Origin of the sequence: Bacillus cereus group sp. MYBK79-1, from assembly GCF_051915365.1 — a bacterium.
Classification (GTDB): domain Bacteria; phylum Bacillota; class Bacilli; order Bacillales; family Bacillaceae_G; genus Bacillus_A.
Genome location: NZ_JBQAEO010000001.1, coordinates 463,606 through 484,171, shown reverse-complemented (window position 1 = coordinate 484,171; position 20,566 = coordinate 463,606). Strand labels below are relative to the sequence as shown.

Here is a 20,566-nt window from a genome sequence, read left to right as displayed (position 1 = left end):
TTTATGAAAAAGCACCGGTTACATATGTTAGGGAGGCTTGTAGCAGGGAAAAATACACAATGGATCACTTTATCGATTTGGATTCTTATTACATTACTACTTTCATTTACTTTGCCACAAGTAAACAGTACGAAAGAACCGAATCCGAAAAATTTACCTGAAACAGCTATGTCGCAGCAAGCGGAAGCACTTATGAACAAAGAGTTTCCGAATAATGCAGGAAACCCTTTGTTAGTAGTATGGTATAGGGATGGTGGATTACAGTCACAGGATTATAAACTCATACAAGACGTTTATAAAGAATTAAAGGCCAGTCCTTTAAAGGAACAATCAACGTTACCACCATTTGATACAATTCCGGAACAAGTATTATCAAAAAGTGCATCAAAAGATGGTACATCATTTGTTACACCAGTATTTTTTAATAAGTCTGCTGGAACAGATATATTAAAAGGAAATCTTGAAGATGTAAGAAACATAGTGAATAGTAAGGTCGATAAAGATCCATTCAAACAAAAAATAAGTGATTCTGGTTTACATGTTCGATTATCTGGACCAGTAGGTATTCAAACAGATGCGGTTAGCTTATTTAGTCAAGCTGATGTGAAGTTATTAGTTGCTACTGTACTACTCGTATTAGTCTTATTAATTTTACTGTACCGTTCACCAATTTTAGCAATTTTACCTTTACTTGTTGTTGGCTTTGCATACGGTATTATTAGTCCTACACTCGGTTTTTTAGCTGATCACGGATGGATTAAAGTAGATGCCCAAGCGATTTCAATTATGACAGTATTATTGTTTGGTGCTGGAACGGACTATTGTTTATTTTTAATTTCAAGATATCGAGAGTACTTGTTGGAAGAAGAAAATAAATATAAGGCATTGCAACTTGCAATTAAAGCTTCTGGCGGGGCAATTATAATGAGTGCGTTAACTGTTGTACTAGGATTAGGAACATTATTACTCGCTCATTATGGTGCCTTTCATCGATTTGCAGTGCCATTTAGTGTTGCTGTATTCATAATGGGAATTGCTGCTTTAACAATTTTACCAGCGTTATTATTAATTTTCGGTAGAGCTGCATTCTTCCCATTTATACCGAGAACAACTTCAATGAATGAGGAATTAATAAGAAAGAAAAAGAAAGTAGTAAAAGTTAAAAAATCAAAAGGTGCCTTTAGTGAAAAACTTGGAGATGTTGTAGTACGAAGACCGTGGACAATAATTATGCTCACTGTATTTGTATTAGGTGGATTGGCATCATTTGTACCACGTATTCAATACACATATGACTTATTAGAATCGTTTCCTAAAGATATGCCTTCCCGTGAAGGGTTTACGTTAATTAGTGATCATTTCTCTGCGGGTGAACTAGCGCCAGTAAAAGTAGTTGTTGATACGAAAGGAAAAGAGCTTCCTATTAAACAAGAAATAGAGAAATTTTCTTTCGTAAAAACTGTGAAAGATCCAAAAGAGGGTAAAGAAAATAAGCAAATTAAAATGTATGAGGTTTCTTTAGCTGAAAATCCATACTCAATTGAAGCGTTAGATCAAATCCCTAAATTGAAAAACAGTGTAGAAAAAGTATTAAAAGATGCAGAGATTAGTAATGCTGAAGATCAATTGTGGATTGGCGGAGAAACGGCGTCATTATACGATACAAAGCAAATTACGGAACGTGATGAAGCGGTTATTATTCCAGTAATGATTAGTATTATAGCGTTATTGTTACTTGTTTACTTACGATCAATTGTCGCGATGATTTATTTAATTGTAACTGTCGTTTTATCATTCTTCTCGGCATTAGGCGCCGGATGGATATTACTTCACTTCGGTATGGGAGCGCCGGCCATTCAAGGTGCGATACCGTTATACGCATTCGTATTTTTAGTTGCTTTAGGTGAAGATTATAATATCTTTATGGTTTCAGAAATATGGAAAAATAGAAAGACACAAAATCATTTGGATGCAGTAAAAAATGGGGTTATACAAACAGGTAGTGTCATTACATCAGCAGGTTTAATTTTAGCAGGAACTTTTGCGGTATTAGGTACACTTCCAATTCAAGTTCTCGTTCAATTTGGTATCGTAACTGCAATTGGTGTACTACTAGATACGTTTATTGTTAGACCGTTACTTGTACCAGCAATTACAGTTGTTCTAGGGCGTTTTGCTTTTTGGCCAGGGAAACTTTCGAGAAAGAGTGAAGAAGTACAAAAGGTGGATGCATAGTTAAGAAAGCCAAGGATATTTTCCTTGGCTTTCTTTTATGTATTTCATTAATTTTTTGAAGTCAAATCTTCAGTTTCAGCGTGATCAGCATCTTCAATAGCGGTTTCTGGCATTCCATATAAGCCGTTCATTGCTTGTTCTTCCACATTAAGGTTTGCAGTATTATTATTCTGAATAGGTGTAGCGTTTTCGGTAACATTTTCTTTTTTATTTACATTTTTGTTATTCATGTTTTACCCCTCCAAACGTCAGTTGATTTATTAATAGTATGTGGTTGGATTTCAATAAATATGTGAATGGATTTTTGTTGATGTTATATAATTAAATAAAAAACTTGAGGATAAATTTAAATTGTAAGGAGTGAACAGGTGTGGTGAGAACAAGAAAGTTAGCCTTCTAAAATAAAAAATAAAATTTTAGGAGGCTATTAAAATGAGTTTTCATATAATTGACAGAGAAAATTGGCATAGAGAGCAGTATTTTGAACATTATTTAAAGTTGAAATGTACGTTTAGTATGACGGTGAATATTGATATCACGATGTTATTAGAGGAATTACAGCAAAAGGGAATAAAATTTTATCCCGTTTTTATATATTTAATTTCTAGAGTAGTAAATAATCATAAAGAATTTCGAACATGTTTTAACGATGAAGGAGTTTTAGGCTATTGGGAGAAAATGATACCAAGTTATACAATCTTCCATAAAGATGATAAATCTTTTTCAAGTATATGGACGGATTATTCTAGTGATTTCCACATTTTCTATAAAAATTATGAAGAAGATATGAGATGCTATGCTAATGTTCATGGTCTCTTCACGAAAGAGAATATTCCGCCAAATGCTTTTCCAATCTCTAGCATACCTTGGTCTAGTTTTACTGGATTTAATCTGAATATTAATAATGATGGTGATTTTCTATTGCCAATTATAACTTGTGGAAAATATTTTAATGAAGATAATAAGGTTATACTACCAATTTCATTGCAAGTCCACCATTCGGTTTGTGATGGATATCATGCGAGTCGATTTATAGAGGATTTACAGAAGTTAAGTAATAGTTGTAACGAGTGGCTTAAGTAATATGTAATTTTTAAATATGCACAATTAAAAATGAATAAAAGAAGTGACCGTGTTTATTACATGGTCTCTTTTTTATTCATTAATACTAAGTTACAGTGGAAAAAATGGGTCGATTTGTAGTTTAATGGTATATAAATAGATTAATTTTAATTTTCTTTATTTTATATCTATATCGTTCGCAAAACTTATTATTTTGTAACAATGAAGGGGAAAACAAAAATGACAATGATATCTATAGAAAAAACTACAATTTTAGATGCCGAAAAGTTAACAGAAATAATGACAAGAACATTTGATGAAGAAGCAAAACGATGGTTATGCTGTCAAGATGATGTAATTGACTATAACATCCAACCACCGGGGTATTCTTCAGTTGAAATGATGAGATATTCGATTAAAGAACTGGATTCTTTCAAAGTAATAATGGACGAAGAAATAATAGGGGGAATTATAGTTACGATTTCTGGTAAATCATACGGTAGAATTGATCGTATTTTTGTAGATCCTAAATATCAAGGAAAAGGAATAGGGTCGCAAGTTATTAATTTAATAGAAGAGAAATTCAAAAGTGTAAGGATTTGGGATCTTGAAACATCTAGTAGACAAATTAATAATCATCATTTTTATAAAAAAATGGGTTATGAAATAATTTTTAAATCTGAAGATGAGTATTGTTATGTAAAAAGAATAACTGTAGAGCCAGTTGAAGAGAATCTAATTAAAAATGAAGATTTGAAAAATAGCCAATACGAAAACTGTAATCTGGTTAATACAGAATATTATCAAGTAAATTTAAAAAATAGTGTATTTGTCGGTAGTAATATAATGCATATGAATGTGAGTAATTGTAATGTAAGTCAATCAAAGTTTAGAAATATAAATTTTAAAAGGTCTTTATTTGCAGATTTAAATCTTTCTGGTGGTAAATTTAATTTGGTGACATTAGGTGGAGTGCAATTCAAAAATATAAGTCTTGAAGATGATAAAGAACCAATTTTATTCGATAAATGTGATTTAGAAGGTAGTACGATAAGTAATAGTAATCTAAAGAATATGGAAATAGAAAATTGTGATATAACCGGTATGAAAATAAATGGTATTTCAATTGAAAACCTGCTTGAGTTATATAATAAAGTAAAGAGTTAACCAGCATAAAATTGTTGATAAGTTGATAGAAAAACGAATATTATTCTAAAATAATTATGTAAAAATAACATAAAGAAATGAAGTTAAGAAGGGGTTTTATGTGGGGAGCTAGAGAATATATATGTATTGTTATGAATATGGAGGGAAGAAATTATGGGGATCAAAGTAAGAGCGGTAGAAATACAAGATGCTAGAGCCATTCATCGTATATGCATACAAGATAACGTTTTACCTTATATGGTTTTCTTACCTAGCATGCGTGTAGATGCGATGGAAAATAGAATTCGAAATTTAGCACCAAATCAATTTGAATTTGTTGCGGAGTATGATGGAGAAGTTGTTGGATTTGTTGGATTAACCCAAAACCCAGGACGTAGATCTCATTCGGGTGATTTATTTATAGGGGTAGATAGTGAATTTCATAATAAAGGCATTGGGAAAGCACTTCTTACAAAAATGCTTGATTTAGCTGATAATTGGTTAATGTTAGAGAGAGTGGAATTAGGTGTTTTAGAAACGAATCCTAATGCGAAATCTCTATATGAAAAATTCGGATTTGTAGAAGAGGGAGTAAAGATAGCGAATTTGAAGGCCCACGGAAAGTTTATTAATGAAATTATGATGAGTCGTTTTAGACCAGATGGTTTAATTGTACATAATAAATAAAATTGTAAATTAAGACTGTTGCTTTAACATAAAAAGTATGGTTAATATTTGCCATGCTTTTTTTGCTATTAGAAGAACGAATAATTAATAATGGTTGATATGTTAGGAATCATTTTAGTTTGAAATGCATATTACTTAATAGTATTTATTTCTGTGAACAGGAAGAATGAAATAGAAATTTTATACTCAATTCTGTAATTATGACTCAGACAACTACAGTGCTAGATGGAACATGCATCAGATATATGCATGGGTATAAATTATTGCACCTTGAACAATGCACTACATTACATAAGTACATTTAAATTATATATATTTCTATACATAGCATATTAATGCATTCAAGGAATAAGGAGTGATTGGATTGTCGACAGAGCAACCTATTCCTGGACATTTCGTAATGGATGAACAGCGTGCTATGCTGTTGCCGCCAGAATTAAAAGCGGCTCCATCTGAATCCTTAACTGAACAATTATTTATTGAACGATCTTTAACAGAAAATAGATTTTGGTTACGTATAATGAAAGAGCATGCATTGTTTCTTGGTGAAGGATTTAATCGAAATGATAAAAATTTAATTCAGCAGGTAGACCAATTTTATAATCTGTTTGATCGACATTTGCAAAAAGCGTTTACGATTCCGCAAACAGTTCAAGCGGTTAGGCAATTAAATGAAGAAAGTATTCAACTCGTATATGCTTTTCGTAATTATAAAAGAAATTTACTCATTTTAATTATTAATTGTAAGGTGAAAGGTTTTAATTTTCCGCTTTTAGTAGATCACATTGCAAGAGAAGCAGAATATTTTATGCGAACACTTCAAAAGTTTAACGAAGGGAAAATGGACCCTATTCAAGATGCGATCATTAGTGAGAATGTATTTTGGTTGCGCATTATGATGGAGCATTCCCGTTTTATTGCTTCATTATTGGATCAATCGGAGAGAAACCTAGTTCATAAAGCATTGAAGTTCGGAGATGATTTTGAGGTGTTATTAAACCAAGCTAGAGATGTTGAATCTATGCTATACAAAAAAGAACCGACCTATCCAATTATTGGTAAAATGAATAAAGATAGCGAAAATGCGACAGTGGAGTTAAGGAATTTCAAAAAAGCAGGATTAGAACTAATTCAAACGTGCCAAATTCGAAATGTTATCAACCCTCTGTTGGCTGATCACGTTACAAGAGAAGCAGAACATTTCCTGTTTATGATTCATGTTTTAGAACAAAGATTGAAACAAAAACAGATGGATCAATCTACGCAGCAATAAAAAGCATGACAAATCAATGTCATGCTTTTTTATTTGTTAGTTGTGATTAGGCAGTTTTGATTGTAATAAAAATAATGCTAATCCAATGAAAATAATTGAAATTCCCAGTGATTGTTGTAAAGAAATAGTCTCTTCTAATATAAAGTACGCTAGTATACAAGTTCCAATCGTTTCTCCTAAAATACTCATAGAAATAACAGTAGCGCTCATCCATTTTAGTAACCAATTGAATATAGTCTGACCTAAAATCGTAGCAATGAAAGCTAAGCCAATAAAGCAAACCCAAGTTTGTGTAGAGTAGTAGATGAAAGATTCGTTTTGCATGTAGGCAAATAAACCAAGAAAACAGGCGCTACTTCCATAACTAATTACGGAATACGGAATAAGTGATAAATCTTTACGAACATGTTGGCTAATGAAAAAGTAAGCTGTAATAATTCCAGCCGCAATAAACGCTAAAATATCTCCGTATAAAGCTTCTCCACTAATTTGGAAGTCTTGCCATCCGATAACGATACTTCCTGAAATAGCGATGAGGCAACCAATAATCGCTCCTTTCGTAAATCTCTCTTTAAATAGAAAGTAACCGCCAATCATTGAGAATAAAGGTTGTAACGTTACGATAACTGTAGAACTTGCTACAGAAGTATATTGTAATGATTCGAACCAAAGTACATAATGTGCAGCTAAAAAGAGACCAGATATGAATCCGAATACCCATTGTCTTCTTGTTACTGTTTTTAGCTCGCTTCGATTATTTTTACTAAAAAGTAAAAAGGGTAACAGAATTAGTGCAGCAAAGAATAATCGATAAAAAGCAATGATAGCTGCAGGAGCTTCTGCTAATTTTACAAAAATCGCTGAAGTTGATAGGGCAAATACGCCGAAAAATAAGATGCAATATGAAAGAATAGGTGATTTCACAGTTTGTGCCTCCGATACAATGTTTATTATAATGAACTTTATACGATATAATGTACAAAGGTAAGTATATAAGTCCCTGAGGCGATAGGAAAGGATTATTTACCTTTGTTTACTATGTCAGAACAAAGACAACGAAACATGCAATATGATGGACGAAAGGAAGTTTTTACTATGATACATGATAGACTCGGACAAACTGTATTAAGTTATCGTAAGAAAAATAATATGACAATTCGGGAATTTGCTGATTATGCAGGAATTAGTACTTCACTAATTAGTCAAATTGAACGAGGGTATGCGAATCCTTCTTTAAGTGTATTGGAATTAATTGCGAAAGCATTAAATGTACCGCTATTTACACTTTTTATTAATGAGATTGATACAGATTCACTCATTTCTAAGAAAAAAGATCGAAAAAAAGTATATCGGGAGAACAATGATCACATTGTATATGATGTATTAACACCCGATTTTATGAAAGCACGTATTGAAATGTTAATGATGGATTTAAATAAACAAGCAAGAACAACGGAAAGTCATTATTCACATGAAGATAAGGAAGAAATTGCTGTTGTTATGAAAGGAGAAGTGTATGTGGAATTAGAAGGAAAAGAATATTTTTTAGAAGAAGGTGACGTTGTACGTATACCGCCAAACGTGAAGCATCGATTTTTAAATAAAAGTGATGAATCCAATCATATTTTATTTGTATTGACGCCATCTTTAGGATGAGTATAAAGTGATTTTTATTACGGGGGATAGATAGATGGAAAATAAAACAGTTTTAAAAAGTGGCCTTTCAATTATTTCTCAATGTAAAAAACAAACAAATGATATTTGGCATGCACATTTCGGAGCAGCTGCAATTGCTAGTTATTTCTTTATGAAAGATAATAATCCGGAAGAAGAAGTGACTCGTAGTATGTATTCCCAAACAAAAATGATGCTGAACAAGCAAAACTTAGGTGAAGTCATCGATAGTAAAGAAGAAATTGATTTTCAAAGTGCTGAAAAAATGATTATAAAATCATTGGAACATACAATTGATGAACTTCATTGGGTGGGGCATAATGTCATTTATGCTGCATTAAGTTTATTAGCTGTGAAAGAGTTACAAAAATGGGGTAATAATCAAGAGATTGAAGGGATTACTAATCTTATATTATCGTTTCAAAAAACAATTCCAGGTAGATCGTGGATTGGTTTTACGACGAAGGAAGTAAAACAATTAAATATAAATGACGTGATAGAAAGTGAATTAAGAAATCCGAAACAAGTATCCAAGTTTATTTTAAAGGAGCTCTCGCAATTTAAAATTATTTATAGAGCGGAATCGCATCATGATTTAATTGGTCATTTACTTACTTTTTCTCATGCAATTAATATTATGTATGACTTAGGGCATAGGGATATATTCCATCGCGGGATACGTCCACTGTTAAAACTAGTATTCGTGTTACGTGGCAGTCAAAATCTTACGTCGAATAGTGAAATAAACTTGCACTCACCTATAGATCGTTTACCTTTAATTGAATCTAAACGTGCTCATGCATTGCCAACAGAAAATCAATTTTGGCTAAAAGATTATAGTGTATTTGATTGGGATTTCGGGCATGTCTTTAAATTCTCATATAGTTATTTTGATCATATAAAGAGAGCTCCAATATATAAAAATATAACATTAGAGAAATTCCGATTTATTATTAATACATAATGGAGTCTAATGATCTGTATAAAGGGCTAAATTAAAAATTTCTTTGTTGAAAATATATTATTTTGAAATTTGTAAGATTTTACATGCGTATTTTACTTTTACTAATTATGTAAGTAGGCTATACTAAAATACATACATTTTATTATTGGAGAGAAATAAAACGACATGGAATTAGTGAAATTAGAGAAAGTAATAGAAATTAAAAAAGAAGAGCTTTTATATTTAGTATCGGATTATGGAATTCAACATGAAAAAGTACTGGCATTAAGCCAAGAAATAGACAAATTGATTAATTACTTTATGTTTTTGAAATAGAAAGAACTATGACGTGATGCGAAAATGTTATAGTTCTTTTTTATTTGGAAATTCAGATGTAAATTCGAATATATTGTCTAATTTCTTACAGAATGCACAAGCTGCTAGTCGAATATAAGGACTTTTGGGTATAATAATAAAGGAATTATTAATTGTATCGGTTAGGAGCGCAGCACATATGAAAACAGTTGTTGTTATCGGTGGAGGTATAACAGGACTTTCTACTATGTTTTATTTAGAAAAATTAAAAAAGGATAATAATATTGATTTAAATTTAATCCTTGTAGAAAAAGAAGAGTACTTAGGTGGTAAAATCCATAGCATAGAAGAAAAGGATTTTATTATGGAGTCAGGAGCAGATTCTATCGTTGCTCGTAATGAACATGTTTTACCGCTTGTAAAAGATTTGAATTTAGAAGAAGAAATGGTATATAACGAAACGGGTATTTCTTACATATATTCTGATAATACTTTACATCCGATTCCTTCTGACACTATATTTGGCATACCGATGAGTGTCGAGTCGTTGTTTAGCAGTACGCTAGTATCAACGAAAGGGAAAATTGTTGCTTTAAAAGATTTCATAACGAAAAATAAAGAGTTTACAAAAGATACTTCGCTTGCTCTATTTTTAGAAAGCTTTTTAGGGAAAGAGTTAGTAGAAAAACAAATTGCTCCGGTGCTTTCAGGTGTATATTCCGGTAAATTAAATGAGCTTACTATGGCATCGACATTACCGTATTTACTGGATTATAAAAATAAATATGGAAGTATTATTAAAGGTTTTGAAGAGAATAAAAAACAGTTTCAATCAGCAGGAAACAAAAAGTTCGTATCATTTAAAGGTGGACTATCTACGATTATTGACTGTTTAGAAGAAGTGCTGACTGAGACAGTAGTTAAGAAAGGTGCTATAACGACAGCTGTAAAGAAACAAGGTGATCGCTATGAAATTTCCTTTGCAAATCATGAATCAATTCAAGCAGATTATGTTGTTTTAGCAGCTCCGCATGATATCGCACAAACTTTATTACAGTCTAATGAGTTAAACGAGCAGTTCCATACATTTAAAAACTCATCTCTTATAAGTATTTACTTAGGATTTGACATATTAGATGAACAATTACCGGCGGATGGCACAGGATTTATCGTAACGGAGAATAGTGATTTACAGTGTGATGCTTGTACATGGACAAGCCGAAAGTGGAAACATACATCTGGAAACCAAGAGCTATTAGTAAGAATGTTTTATAAGAGTACCAATCCGGTATATGAAACGATTAAAAATTATAGCGAAGAAGAATTAGTACGAGTCGCTTTATATGATATTGAAAAGAGTCTCGGAATTAAAGGTGAACCAGAAGTAGTTGAAGTTACAAATTGGAAAGACTTAATGCCGAAATATCATTTAAAACATAATCAAGCAGTTCAAACATTACAAGAAAAAATGACGGATCTTTATCCAAATGTATACTTAGCTGGTGCTTCCTATTACGGTGTGGGAATTGGTGCATGCATTGGAAATGGAAAGAACACTGCAAATGAAATAATGGCAACATTAAAGGAACCTTCAAAATAGAATACATATATAAATAAAATGTCCCTCCAGTATACTGGAGGGACATTTTATTTATTTCACTTGAATGGGAATTTTTTTATTAGTTGTATTATTCTCAGTAATCGTTAATGTTATATTTCCGGACTCTTTAAATGAATAGGATGAGAGTTGATAAAGCTTTTTTATACCGTGTTTCTCTTTTAATTTATTGGTAGGAATTAATGTTATGTTCGGTTTCCATGTTTCCTGTTTACCTGAAGGATAGTTTACTATTATTTCTGGATTACTTAATTGCATTGTTTCCCAAGAGGCAAAATGTAGTTCAGCTTCTGTATCTTTTTTTAGTAATTCTTCTGAGAAATATCCAAGATGTCCAACATTACCGAAAACAGTAAAGTTTTGATTTTGTAATGTGATATCTAAATGTTTAGGTTGATATGTTGCTGCGTGGTAGATTCCATAGGAAAGTGAAAGAGTGGCGGCGATTAAAATGCTGATTGAAAATGTCTTAAAGCTATTGCCTTTAAAACTAGTCATCATGAATGAGTTTGGGGCGAACTTTTTTGCAAATAAAAATATGAGTAATATGAGTAAGAGGGATAAACCGATGAATATATACATAGAAAATATACACCTCCATAACAAACTATATTTTAACTATATTTTACCATAAATGTATGGGGTAGGTTGTTATTTTAGAAGGGAAAAGTGAGTATGGAGTCGAAATTATAATACATATTATTACGAGCAGAGTGATGGAAATGAAAATAAAACAATTAATTTTTGAAAATAGATAATAAAGAGATGGTCATAGTATTTTGATCATCTCTTTATTTTTTCTAATCATATAAAAGCAAGAAGGGTTACTCTTAGTTCGTATGGAATTAAGAGGATAAGCTTCTCTTGAAATATTTGATTAATGGGACATTAAGGACTTTCCTAATTTAAAATATTTTTTCTGCTATAATGAATGAGTAGAAAGAAAGGAATGATTCTATGGCATTTCCTATATTAGAAACTGAACGTTTGCGTTTAGTTGAGATAGAACAATCTTATTGTCAAAAAATATATGAAATCTTTTCATTGGATGAGGTAACATGTTATTATGGTATGAATTCCTTTACGGAGTTTGGACAAGCTTCACGTATGATTGAATCTTTTTCAAAAAATTACTTTGAGAAAAAGGCAATACGATGGGGGATTGTATTAAAAGAAACAAATACTTTAGTAGGTACAATTGGATTAAATAATTTACAACTATGGAGTAAACGATCTGAAATTGGATATGACTTACATCCTCGTTATTGGGGGAATGGTTATGCGTCAGAAGCGGCCGGGGAAATTATTCATTATGGATTTCAAGATTTAGGCTTATTTAGAATTGGAGCTATTACATACCCTGAAAATGTTACTTCTTGTAAAATGTTATCTAAAATAGGCTTTCATAAGGAAGGGTTATTACGTGGATATATTCATCAAGGAAATAAGCAACATGATGCACTATTGTATTCTATAGTTCGAACGGATGTAGAGGATACAAATTTATAATAAAAAACCCCTCTTTTATAAGAGGGGTTAAGTAAAAATTAACCTAATTTAGGTAATAAACGTTCTCCACTTTTCATGCTACTTTTACATAAAGGGCATTTAGGCTCTTCTTCAAATGAAAAGTTCTTTCTCATCCATCCTAAACAATCCTCTGCTTCACATTCCCAGACAGGGGTTTGTTCTGGTGGTACTTCTGCTACATCGTTCTTTCGATTGCGATACATATAACCACTCCTTTTATGTAAAAAATTTTAGTTATATATTAAAAAGGTTGTTAACCGAGCTGGTAACAACCTTTTTATTGTTTAAATTATAGCTTTACAACGTTTTTAGCTTGAGGTCCACGGTTACCGTCTTCAACTTCGAAGCTAACTTCTTGACCTTCGTCAAGAGATTTGAAGCCGTCGCCAGTGATAGCTGAGAAGTGAACGAATACGTCGTTACCGTCTGCAACTTCGATGAAACCGAAACCTTTTTCGCTGTTAAACCATTTTACTTTACCTGTTAATGTCATGGTAATGCCTCCTAAAATTTAAAAAGATTACAATATGATCGGCCTTATTTGAATGAAAAATAAAAGTTCACATATTATCAAAAACCAATAAGGCGTACAAAATGTTCCTGATTGATACTTGATAATATGTAAAGAAAATATAGTGTTAAATTGACCTTAATTACTATCTTACAACAAATGGTGGGAAATAGCAAGTGCTGGTAATACCAGTGTGCAATAGGATGGGAAAAATGGTAAAAGTCACAAAAACATCTCTTTTATTTATATATTATTCCTAATTTGGGTTTATGCTAAACTGAGAACATTTGTATTGAAAATTTGCATTAGAGAAATGATATATATTATTTATATATTTGTTATGGAGGCGAGAATATTGCAATTTACTCAATTTAAAATAATTGAAGCAGCCAAAGAAGGAAGAAGAAAAGTTCATCCAGTATTCGCTGTTATACTTGCAATTGTATTTTTAACTTTAGGTGAGTTGTTCATGTTATTTATGCTTTTTTTACCGAAAGCAGAAACACTTTTAATGAAGGCAATTTATAGTGATATAGAGATGATCTTGACGTTTGGTGGAGCTATATTTTTTGTGTTTTTATGGATTAGATTTGTAGAGAAAAGATCGATTTCATCCATTGGGTTTTGGAGAAATCAGTGGATAAGAAAATATTTGAAAGGCGCATTAATAGGTTTTGTTTTCATTTCAATACCAGTCATGCTCCTTTTATTAACAAGTAATGTACAACTACAAATGCAACAAATCACACCAACCGCTATACTTGGAATTGCGGGATCTTTAGTTGCTTTTTTAATACAAGGTGCAACAGAAGAGATTGTTGTTCGAGGATGGCTATTTCCAGTCCTTTCAATAAGAAGCCGTATATGGATCGGGATTGTTGTTACTTCTTTTTTATTTGGTTTTCTTCATTTACTAAATCCAGGTATTACAATTCTTTCAATATCGAATATAATATTAGTTGGTGTATTTGCAGCTATTTACGTTTTGAAAGACAGTAGTCTTTGGGGGATATGCGCATGGCATTCCATTTGGAATTGGGCACAATATAACGTATTCGGATTTGCAGTTAGTGGAATGGCAATGTATTCTACACCACTTTTTAAACCTGTAACAAAAGGATCGGAATTCCTTCATGGAGGCTCGTTCGGAATCGAGGGTAGTATCATCACAACAATCATGCTTTCTATCGCTTCCATTGTTTTATGGAGACAGTTATGGGGGAGAAAAGCGAAACAACGAGATCTAAGTTAATGAAAGTGGGAGAAACTATGGGGATTATAGCGTTTGAGGGAGCGAGCGCGGTTGGTAAGAGCAGCACGTGTCGTGAGTTAGAAAAAAATTATGGTGCGTACATTATACCTGAAGTGAATGTTTTATTTGAAAGACCAAAAAACGAACATAGAACATGGTATTTTGAAAAGCAAGTAGAGCGCTGGAAAATAGCAGTGCAGAAGTCAGAGCAATATGAATTAGTAATACTTGATGGCGATATTTATCAGCCACTTAGTTATAATTGGTGTTTCCATTTTGATATATTTAATCAGCCATTATCTTTAATAGAAAACTTTTATAAAGAAAAGCTGATAAATAGGGAAATTGGATTTCCTGATCAATATTTCTATTTATATACGAATGATGAAGAGCTTAGAAAACGGAAAGAATCTGACGAGACGAAAAAAAGAAGAAACTTTGAAAAACATTTACATATATCAAAATCGTTTAAACGTTATTATGAAAATTTAAATACCGTTACAGATGGGTATTGCAAAATGATTGACGCGAAAAATGTAAAATCGAATGAATTAGAAATTGTAAACAGTTTGAACAGTTTAAATGTGTGTGAAAAGAGCCGTTTTGATGTTTCGCGGTTAGATGCTATTACGAAGTGGTTAAAAGAACATCGTGCATAAAAAACAACGAGTGCCGTATAAGGTACTCGTTGTTTTTTTATGTATTATATATTGAATTTAAAATTTGTAAGTTTGCTTTTTCATTTTTTTGAATAGCATTTGTATATTTAGCTAGAAAGAGTTGAGAAGGATAAACCGGTAGTTCACCACAAATATCGATACCATAGACATCTTTATTCCTAATAAGAGAATGAATACATTTTAATAGTGTAGAGAGTTTCATCTGTCCTTGATCCCAATTTGTAATAGTTACTTTTGAATCTAACACATCTTTATCAATGCTTACATATATAGTTTCTGTATGAATATGCGAAAGTATTGTATATACAGAGACTTCATGAGATGTATCTATTGGGAACACTTCTACGCATGAATAATCAGTAGAATGAATACTTAAAGAAGAAGGCCCGATAATAATTACTTTCTTTAATTTCGGTTTTTTTTGAAGAGCGAATGATACCCATGACCCACAAGAAATAAGAGTATGTTCATTTTCTTCTTTTAAGTTCATGTCTGTGTGATGATCAAATAAAATAAGGCTAAACGGTTCATCTATTTCTTTTAGTAGTAAATAAGATACATAATGATAATTTCCAGAATCGATAAAAGTGATTCCTTTTTGCTTTCTACGATATAACTCCCGTTTTATATGCATTAAAGAAGGGGTCTCGCAATATAGGTTTGCGTGCTCTAAATGACTAAAATCAATATCTTCATGTGAATAAGAATGGAGTTTATTTTGTAATAAATACGTATTATCAAAGTCTAAAAAAGTTAAACCGCTATACAATAAACTCATATATATTCATCTCCTTTAAATTTAGGCTAGCATATATTTTTATTAATTTTAAACGAAATGCTTAGAGGTAGATTTGTATTTAAAAAAAGACGGGGTGTTTTGACAGAATAATCTTTCAATTAACGTTGGAAAGAAATATAATATAAGGAAATATACATATGTTTCAGGAAATAGAAAATACGAAATGGGATACGTGGGAGGAAACAAGCAAGATGAAAACATTATTAAAAATAATAAGTATAATAGCTGGTATGGCGGTAATCGGAGTAGGTTTAACATATGGTATGCTATATTATTTGAATAATAGTAAACCAACTGCGAAAAAGGCATCACCAGCAGTTCCGGCAGCCGAAGTACTAGCTGATAGTAATGTAAAAGCTGAAGATGCAAAGCTTTTAGAAAATGGCAATCATTCATTACCAAATAGCGGTTTTAATAAAAATTTCAAGTGGACAGATGAGAACATACAGACAGCATTACATGAAATGGCACATCAAAAAACGAAAGCTGATCAAAAGTGGGGTTATATTTTTATCACACAAGAGCGTATTGAAAGTTTACTTGATATTGTAAAGAGTAATGATTTAGTACAAGGAAATACATATGCAGACATTTTAGAGAGATGGAAACAAGGGAAATATGAAAAGATGGACGCGGATCACAATAAGATTTGGAAACTACAAAGCGGGAATTTAGGCGAAGGTAAAGGAGTACTGTCAGAAGCGGAACAAAAAGAATTAATTAATCAAGTGTTTATGCAAAAAGGTACATATTCAGGAAGTAAATTAATTGCAGGTGGGGGACAGACTAATAAATAAGATAATATTGGGGGAGAGTAATTGCTTTTTAGGCAGTTACTCTTTTTTGTGTGCACCTTTTAGTTTTTCTCTAGTAAGGAAAGAAACGATTGTAAAACGGGTGAAATCCATCTAGATTTATGATAGATTACATGGCTTTGAATAACTGCGGGTGTTTCGAGAGGCTGAAAACAGAGTTGCTCTTTTTGACAACTTTCTTGTACAACGATGTAAGGAAGAATTGAAATTCCTAACTCACACATGACAGATTGTTTAATGACTTCAACGTTGGAAGTTTCAAATGTTTTTGCTGGAAGATTTCCGCTTTGACGTAAAAAACGATCTACCATCGGTCTATAGCCACAGCTTTGTTCTGTAAAGATAAACTGGGTATCGTTTAGTAAACAAAATGGATTAGAGTGCGTTGAGTAATGTGTAGGTAAAATCCATCCAAATGATTCAGTACAAAAAGTACGTGTAATAAAATCATCATGTTCCATACTTTCCCCAATTATGAAAATAACATCTGTTTCTCCTTCACGTAGCTTATTCATTGCTTGTTCGTTTGTATTTGTTTCCAGTACGATATTTACTTTCGGATTTTCCTGTTTGTAAGTACGTAATAATTGTGGTAATCGGTACACTGCTAATGATTCGTTAGATGTAATACTTAATGTTCCCTCTAAATTATCACTATTTTGAGGGATTTCTTGTGCTTTTTCATAAATAGCAAGTAACTCTAGGGCATAAGGATGAAATTGATGACCTGCCTTAGTAAGAAGTACTTTTTTCCCTAATCGATCAAAAAGAGGGAGGTGTAAATCGTTTTCTAATGCTTTCATATGCGCTGTTACAGTAGATTGCGCATAACCTAACGCATGAGCAGCTTTAGAAAAGCTACCATACTTAACGATGGCACAAAAAGTTTTAACATGTCTCATTTCCATAAGCGATCCCTCTTTTATTATCATGATTTGTGAATGATTATATCACGTATTTCAATTTTCCAAATGATTAAATTCTTTATAAAATGAAATTATAGAAATATTCATTTAAGTGATATTGGAGGAGAAATGATGATCAAAAATGGCTATCATGTAGCTGTAGTTGGTGCTACAGGTGCAGTTGGACAGAAAATTATTGAACTGTTAGAGAAAGAAACTAATTTTAATATAGTTGAAGTTACATTGCTTTCTTCAAAACGATCCGCTGGTAAGGTAGTGCAGTTTCAAGGACGAGAGGTAATAATACAAGAGGCAAAAACAACTAGTTTTGAAGGTGTAGATATTGCCTTTTTTAGCGCTGGAGGAGAAGTTTCAAAACGATTTGTTAATCATGCAGTGTCTAGTGGCGCAATCGTAATTGATAACACGAGTGAATACCGAATGGCTCACGATGTACCGCTCGTTGTTCCAGAAGTGAATGCGCACACTTTAAAGGAGCATAAAGGTGTTATAGCAGTTCCAAATTGTTCAGCATTACAGATGGTGACAGCTCTTCAGCCGATACGAAAATCATTTGGTTTAGAACGAATTATCGTTTCAACATATCAAGCTGTATCTGGCTCAGGAATTCATGCAATTCATGAATTAAAAGAACAGGCTAAATCAATGCTTGCAGGGGAAGAAGTGGAGAGTACTATATTGCCCGCGAAAAAAGATAAAAAACACTATCCAATTGCATTTAATGTATTGCCTCAAGTAGATATATTTACAGAGAATGATTTTACATTTGAAGAAGTAAAAATGATTCAAGAAACGAAGAAAATTTTGGAGGATCAAAACTTGAAAATGGCAGCAACTTGTGTGCGTGTTCCAGTTGTTTCAGGGCATTCAGAATCGGTGTATATTGAGCTTAAAAAAGAAGCGACCGTTGCTGAAATAAAAGAAGTACTGCTGGATGCACCCGGTGTTATATTACAAGATAATCCTAATGAACAGCTGTATCCAATGCCGTTATATGCAGAAGGGAAAATAGACACATTTGTCGGGAGAATTAGAAAAGATCCTGATACGCCAAAAGGGTTCCATCTTTGGATTGTTTCCGATAATTTATTAAAAGGGGCTGCTTGGAACTCAGTTCAAATTGCAGAAACGTTGGTGGAGGAAGGGATTATTTAGTATAGAATTACACAAAAATAAGAACTAGGAAACTCTAGTTTCCTAGTTCTTATTTTTGTGAGAATTTAATATAAATTAGTTTTTATAGCGTTTTTATAAATATCTACTTTATTCGCGGAAAATATTAACGTTTTATGTTCTTCGTTAATACTAAGATTTATATGAATTGTTACAGGTAGTTCAAGCTTTTTTACTACATCTTCTATAGCAATATACTCATCTTCTGTTTCATTATAGTAAACAACAGATCTAATTAATACCTCTTCATGTTCTATATCAATTTCACACATCATAGGGAATTTTTCGTCATTATGTAAGAGTAATTCGCCAAGTACTATTGAACCATTGAACTCTTCTGTAAAGTTAGTTGTTGCCGCTGGTTTCACCCATGTTTCATCATATTCTTCGTTTTCTTCTTCATCTATCGCCCATTCCCATATTGGGTTTTGTTTCAAATCCTCAATCGTTAATTCATCAATCGGTTTGCAAATGCCCATAAATATGTTCTCCTTTTGTTGTGTTAAATAGGTTTTTTAATCACAAAAATTAGTTGATTGCTTTTAAGTAGATTCAATATAGAATTTTGCTCATTTAATATTAAACTACTTTATTTAGAAATAAAGCTATTACGGTAATAGTAACAAGTGTCTAGTTATCTATCAAATAACTATTAGAAGAGATTTTTAAATGGGATTGTGTTAAGGGGAATAGTAAAAAACATCAAGAATGAATAAAATTCATTTGGTATGATATGGATATAATCAATGCGAGGGGGAAAAGTGATGTATGAAGTAAAGGGGTATTTTTCATCATTAAAAGGAAGTCATTATGATATCGGAAAGCAACAAGGGGAGTTTGTGAAAAATCATCCGTATCTTATTCCGCAATTTATACAAAAAGAACATTTAGTATCAAATAACTATTGGACAGAATCTAGAAATATATTAAATCAATATTGTCCTGGAATTAATGAAGAAATTGAAGGTTTTTGTGAAGTGTTGAAAATTCCTGCTAAACATATGATGTATTATTATCAAACATTATTAAAAGCAGGATGTAGTCATTGTGTCGTATTACCTAAAAAAACAGATTCAAAGCACACATATGTATTAAGAAATTATGATTTGTCGCCAAAAATAGATGATATGCGTTTTTGCTCAACGCATGTTGAAGGAGCATATGCTCATAGTGGATTTTCTACTTTTTATTTTGGCCGAACTGAAGGTGTTAATGAGCATGGGTTATCTGTTACATTTTCAGCATGCGGTCAACCAATAGGAAATATTGAAGGCTTACGAAAGCCGGTGTTAAGTGGTTTACAATGTTTTGCAGTAATTCGAGTATTATTGGAGAAATGTAAAAATGTGCAGGAGGCGAAATTACTAATAGATGAAATGCCAATTGCAAGTAATATTAATGTTATTGTAGCGGATCCTTTAGACGCAGCGCGTATTGAAATATTTGATGGATATAAATCAATAACCATAAGTGATGAGGAAAGCCAAGGTTTTATCGTATCAACAAACCATGCAATAAGTTTACCTATTCAAAAATTGAATAATAGAAGATTAGAACAATCTGCAAACAGATATCACAAATTGTATAATCATTTAAATCAAAATGAACAAATAAGTATGGAATCTTTAAAAGGATTAGTAGAAAAAGAGTATCCAACTGGGCTAACAGTACATAATTATGAAGAGTGGTTTGGAACTTTGCATTCTGTCTTGTTTAATTTACATAATCGTACAATGAATATTTGCTACGGATCTCCACTTTTAAACGACTGGTACTCATTGAAAGTTGGAGAAAGTCTATCTTTTTCTAAGGTGAATGTGAAATTTAAAAATAAAACATATGCTGACTTTTGGAGAGAAGAGCATAATAAATTGATTCCACAAGAATAAATGAGATAAAATGGTAATAGCAAGGTGTATATACGGGA

At 32.1% G+C, this 20,566-nt stretch carries 23 protein-coding genes; 15 read left to right on the top strand and 8 right to left on the bottom strand.

Annotated features, from left to right (window positions below):
- The first annotated feature begins 3 nt into the window (after nt 1-3).
- Entirely contained in the window at nt 4-2,235 is a 2,232-nt protein-coding gene (locus tag ACTFOB_RS02510; protein ID WP_440024326.1) for an MMPL family transporter, read from the top strand.
- A 47-nt stretch (nt 2,236-2,282) separates the two neighbouring features.
- Here the strand turns inward: ACTFOB_RS02510 and ACTFOB_RS02505 are convergent, their stop codons facing one another.
- Nucleotides 2,283-2,465 (bottom strand): DUF4021 domain-containing protein, encoded by a 183-nt coding sequence (locus ACTFOB_RS02505; RefSeq protein ID WP_151630340.1) that lies wholly within the window; start codon nt 2,463-2,465, stop codon nt 2,283-2,285.
- A gap of 202 nt (nt 2,466-2,667) precedes the next feature.
- On the opposite strand from ACTFOB_RS02505, the gene catA reads away from it, so the two are divergent.
- The 4 genes from catA to ACTFOB_RS02485 all read left to right on the top strand — a co-directional run bounded on the left by catA (nt 2,668) and on the right by ACTFOB_RS02485 (nt 6,403).
- Nucleotides 2,668-3,318, top strand: coding sequence for a type A chloramphenicol O-acetyltransferase (catA, locus tag ACTFOB_RS02500; protein WP_440024324.1), 651 nt, complete (start codon nt 2,668-2,670; stop codon nt 3,316-3,318).
- Between the two features lie 201 nt (nt 3,319-3,519).
- Complete coding sequence (locus ACTFOB_RS02495) at nt 3,520-4,464, top strand: GNAT family N-acetyltransferase (protein ID WP_440024322.1); 945 nt, start codon at nt 3,520-3,522, stop codon at nt 4,462-4,464.
- 153 nt (nt 4,465-4,617) lie between these two features.
- A complete protein-coding gene (locus ACTFOB_RS02490; protein ID WP_440024320.1) occupies nt 4,618-5,130 on the top strand; it encodes a GNAT family N-acetyltransferase in 513 nt (170 codons plus the stop codon).
- 364 nt (nt 5,131-5,494) lie between these two features.
- Complete coding sequence (locus tag ACTFOB_RS02485; RefSeq protein WP_151630344.1) at nt 5,495-6,403, top strand: DUF2935 domain-containing protein; 909 nt, start codon at nt 5,495-5,497, stop codon at nt 6,401-6,403.
- Between the two features lie 36 nt (nt 6,404-6,439).
- On the opposite strand, the gene ACTFOB_RS02480 is transcribed toward ACTFOB_RS02485, so the two are convergent.
- Entirely contained in the window at nt 6,440-7,327 is an 888-nt protein-coding gene (locus ACTFOB_RS02480) for a DMT family transporter (RefSeq protein ID WP_440024318.1), read from the bottom strand.
- Nucleotides 7,328-7,498: 171 nt separating this feature from the next.
- Between ACTFOB_RS02480 and ACTFOB_RS02475 the strand changes: the two genes are divergently transcribed.
- The 4 genes from ACTFOB_RS02475 to ACTFOB_RS02460 all read left to right on the top strand — a co-directional run bounded on the left by ACTFOB_RS02475 (nt 7,499) and on the right by ACTFOB_RS02460 (nt 10,935).
- Nucleotides 7,499-8,059 (top strand): helix-turn-helix domain-containing protein, encoded by a 561-nt coding sequence (locus ACTFOB_RS02475; RefSeq protein WP_440024316.1) that lies wholly within the window; start codon nt 7,499-7,501, stop codon nt 8,057-8,059.
- A gap of 34 nt (nt 8,060-8,093) precedes the next feature.
- Nucleotides 8,094-9,041 (top strand): hypothetical protein, encoded by a 948-nt coding sequence (locus tag ACTFOB_RS02470; RefSeq protein WP_440024314.1) that lies wholly within the window; start codon nt 8,094-8,096, stop codon nt 9,039-9,041.
- 165 nt (nt 9,042-9,206) lie between these two features.
- Nucleotides 9,207-9,356 (top strand): aspartyl-phosphate phosphatase Spo0E family protein, encoded by a 150-nt coding sequence (locus ACTFOB_RS02465; protein ID WP_000424361.1) that lies wholly within the window; start codon nt 9,207-9,209, stop codon nt 9,354-9,356.
- 178 nt (nt 9,357-9,534) lie between these two features.
- Nucleotides 9,535-10,935 carry a protoporphyrinogen oxidase gene (locus ACTFOB_RS02460; RefSeq protein WP_151630349.1) on the top strand — a complete coding sequence of 467 codons (1,401 nt, stop codon included), beginning with the start codon at nt 9,535-9,537 and terminating at the stop codon, nt 10,933-10,935.
- 51 nt (nt 10,936-10,986) lie between these two features.
- On the opposite strand, the gene ACTFOB_RS02455 is transcribed toward ACTFOB_RS02460, so the two are convergent.
- Complete coding sequence (locus tag ACTFOB_RS02455; protein WP_440024312.1) at nt 10,987-11,535, bottom strand: hypothetical protein; 549 nt, start codon at nt 11,533-11,535, stop codon at nt 10,987-10,989.
- A gap of 375 nt (nt 11,536-11,910) precedes the next feature.
- On the opposite strand from ACTFOB_RS02455, the gene ACTFOB_RS02450 reads away from it, so the two are divergent.
- Nucleotides 11,911-12,462 carry a GNAT family N-acetyltransferase gene (locus tag ACTFOB_RS02450; RefSeq protein ID WP_440024310.1) on the top strand — a complete coding sequence of 184 codons (552 nt, stop codon included), beginning with the start codon at nt 11,911-11,913 and terminating at the stop codon, nt 12,460-12,462.
- A gap of 38 nt (nt 12,463-12,500) precedes the next feature.
- Here the strand turns inward: ACTFOB_RS02450 and ACTFOB_RS02445 are convergent, their stop codons facing one another.
- Nucleotides 12,501-12,686, bottom strand: a complete 186-nt coding sequence (locus ACTFOB_RS02445; RefSeq protein WP_000286198.1) for a cold-shock protein — start codon at nt 12,684-12,686, stop codon at nt 12,501-12,503.
- An 86-nt stretch (nt 12,687-12,772) separates the two neighbouring features.
- Complete coding sequence (gene cspD, locus ACTFOB_RS02440; RefSeq protein WP_000176365.1) at nt 12,773-12,976, bottom strand: cold-shock protein CspD; 204 nt, start codon at nt 12,974-12,976, stop codon at nt 12,773-12,775.
- Between the two features lie 373 nt (nt 12,977-13,349).
- Between cspD and ACTFOB_RS02435 the strand changes: the two genes are divergently transcribed.
- Together ACTFOB_RS02435 and ACTFOB_RS02430 are read left to right on the top strand one after the other, a co-directional pair.
- Entirely contained in the window at nt 13,350-14,246 is an 897-nt protein-coding gene (locus ACTFOB_RS02435; RefSeq protein ID WP_440024309.1) for a CPBP family intramembrane glutamic endopeptidase, read from the top strand.
- Nucleotides 14,210-14,905: a chloramphenicol acetyltransferase gene (locus ACTFOB_RS02430; protein ID WP_440032710.1), complete on the top strand. Its 696-nt coding sequence runs from the start codon at nt 14,210-14,212 to the stop codon at nt 14,903-14,905. The genes ACTFOB_RS02435 and ACTFOB_RS02430 overlap by 37 nt, the downstream gene beginning before the upstream one ends.
- 37 nt (nt 14,906-14,942) lie before the next feature.
- On the opposite strand, the gene ACTFOB_RS02425 is transcribed toward ACTFOB_RS02430, so the two are convergent.
- Complete coding sequence (locus tag ACTFOB_RS02425; protein ID WP_440024307.1) at nt 14,943-15,704, bottom strand: arginase family protein; 762 nt, start codon at nt 15,702-15,704, stop codon at nt 14,943-14,945.
- Nucleotides 15,705-15,916: 212 nt separating this feature from the next.
- On the opposite strand from ACTFOB_RS02425, the gene ACTFOB_RS02420 reads away from it, so the two are divergent.
- On the top strand, nt 15,917-16,522 hold the full coding sequence (locus ACTFOB_RS02420; RefSeq protein ID WP_440024785.1) for a PRK06770 family protein: 606 nt from the start codon (nt 15,917-15,919) through the stop codon (nt 16,520-16,522).
- 59 nt (nt 16,523-16,581) lie between these two features.
- On the opposite strand, the gene ACTFOB_RS02415 is transcribed toward ACTFOB_RS02420, so the two are convergent.
- Nucleotides 16,582-17,472, bottom strand: coding sequence for a LysR family transcriptional regulator (locus ACTFOB_RS02415; RefSeq protein ID WP_440024306.1), 891 nt, complete (start codon nt 17,470-17,472; stop codon nt 16,582-16,584).
- A gap of 105 nt (nt 17,473-17,577) precedes the next feature.
- On the opposite strand from ACTFOB_RS02415, the gene ACTFOB_RS02410 reads away from it, so the two are divergent.
- Entirely contained in the window at nt 17,578-18,621 is a 1,044-nt protein-coding gene (locus tag ACTFOB_RS02410) for an aspartate-semialdehyde dehydrogenase (RefSeq protein ID WP_440024305.1), read from the top strand.
- Nucleotides 18,622-18,686: 65 nt separating this feature from the next.
- Here the strand turns inward: ACTFOB_RS02410 and ACTFOB_RS02405 are convergent, their stop codons facing one another.
- Nucleotides 18,687-19,118 (bottom strand): hypothetical protein, encoded by a 432-nt coding sequence (locus ACTFOB_RS02405; RefSeq protein ID WP_440024304.1) that lies wholly within the window; start codon nt 19,116-19,118, stop codon nt 18,687-18,689.
- A 285-nt stretch (nt 19,119-19,403) separates the two neighbouring features.
- Here ACTFOB_RS02405 and ACTFOB_RS02400 point away from each other — a divergent pair, with 285 nt between their 5' ends.
- Complete coding sequence (locus ACTFOB_RS02400) at nt 19,404-20,528, top strand: C45 family autoproteolytic acyltransferase/hydolase (protein WP_440024302.1); 1,125 nt, start codon at nt 19,404-19,406, stop codon at nt 20,526-20,528.
- Nucleotides 20,529-20,566: the final 38 nt, after the last annotated feature.